A 1602-nucleotide genomic window follows, 5' to 3' on the forward strand; every position below is an offset into this window, starting at 1 on the left:
ACAAAATCTCCTTAACCTATATGTTAAGAAGAGACAAAAAATTAAAAAATATAATTAATAAGATTATCATTTTTAATTTAAAAGATTAGTTAATAACGGGTGTTGAATTTAAAATAAATCGGCTTATTTTCGGAGTGTAAAACCGGGTAAAAACCCGATGCGTGAGCAACAGATTTGACGTGAGTGAGTCGGCACGACAGTGCAGAAAGCCGGTGGCTAATGTAAAAACGGCCTGTATTTGGGAGTTCCGGTCACTAGACACCAGGCTATGCTGTTAATTTAAACACAGTCAGTAATGCGTAGGGCACTGAGTCAAAGTAGTGGATCTTTCTCACTTTTCCCGAAAGATGATAGCTATGCCCCAATAAAACGTGATCCTGAACATTACCAGTCAACGCGAATCCATCATTCTGCTTTTTGCCTGTAAAAGTAAAAAAATAGCTATGAGAACCTTTTGAAAACGCAGCTCGCACTTCTGTAAAAATAATGGGTATACGGATTTAATGGTTGATGGGGCACCTTTACCCCACCAACCTGATACCATTATCAGATGGTTGATAGATCGACCCCGTAGTTGAGTTCCTCTGCGAAGTCCGGCAGTCCGTAACCGATGGTTTTCTTGTAGAACGGAGAGACCTTCGCGGTCGGGGCCTTCTTCTTGTGCTTCGTGGTGTAGAGCATTCGTGCCCGCATCACCTCGAAGGAGTAACCACGTCCTTCACGGTTCTTGTCCTTGGCCAGTCGGTTGATGGACTCCGTGTAAGCGTTGGTGACGGGCATGTCCGTCTCGAAGTAGGTCATGATCTCTTCGCGCCAGTTGCCTACAGCCCTGACCAGATCGCTCCAGACTTCCTTCTGGCCCTTCGGGATGGTGGCTATCCACTCGTCCAGGGCGGCTTCTGCCTGGGGCCGTGTGGTAGCGTCCCAGATGCCGTAGAAACGTTCCTTGTGCTCGTAGGCGGCCAGCAGTTGTGGGAATGCGCCGGTCCAGGTCTCCATGATGAGGCGTTCCCGGTTTGAGACTTCGTGAGCGCGTTTCAGCAGGATTTTCCGGTCACCCTTGAGGGTTCGGCTCTGGGAGGGCATCAGCTCCTTCCTGAGGCCCTTGCGCACCTTCTCCAGGGCATCGTTGGCCATGCGCACCACATGGAACTTATCGACCACGATGCGGGCCTGTGGCAGCACCGCCTTGACCGCTGCTCGGTAGGGATTCCACATGTCCATGCTGACGATCTTGACCTTCTGCCGGTCTTTCATCTTCATCAGGTAGTTGGTCATCACGTCCTGACGGCGGGTGGCCAGCAGGTCGAGCAGGGTCCTCTCCTCGATGTTGGTCAGGATGCAGCGGTAGCGCTTGTTCAGGTACAACTCGTCAATGCCGAGAATGCGGGGCGTCTCGAAGCGGTGCCAGCGCCCCAGGAATTCGGCGCGGGCGTTGAAAATGTCGCGTACCGTCTTCTCGTCCAGGCCCGCAATATTATCAAGAGTAAACTATTAAAAATCCATTAAAATCAATACTTTCACTTTGAGAACATGTATTTAAAGTAAATAACAATTAAAGCCTGTATCTTAGTTATCACTTGAGATACAGGCTTTTTATTT

At 49.2% G+C, this 1602-nt stretch carries 1 pseudogene; it reads right to left on the minus strand.

Annotated elements, in window-relative coordinates:
* Positions 1 to 546: 546 nt before the first annotated feature.
* Positions 547 to 1470 (minus strand): annotated as a pseudogene (locus OQV04_RS24510) (ISL3 family transposase); the annotation flags it as partial.
* Positions 1471 to 1602: the final 132 nt, after the last annotated feature.

This window comes from Escherichia sp. Lx600-2 (genome assembly GCF_036662595.1).
GTDB lineage: Bacteria > Pseudomonadota > Gammaproteobacteria > Enterobacterales > Enterobacteriaceae > Escherichia > Escherichia coli.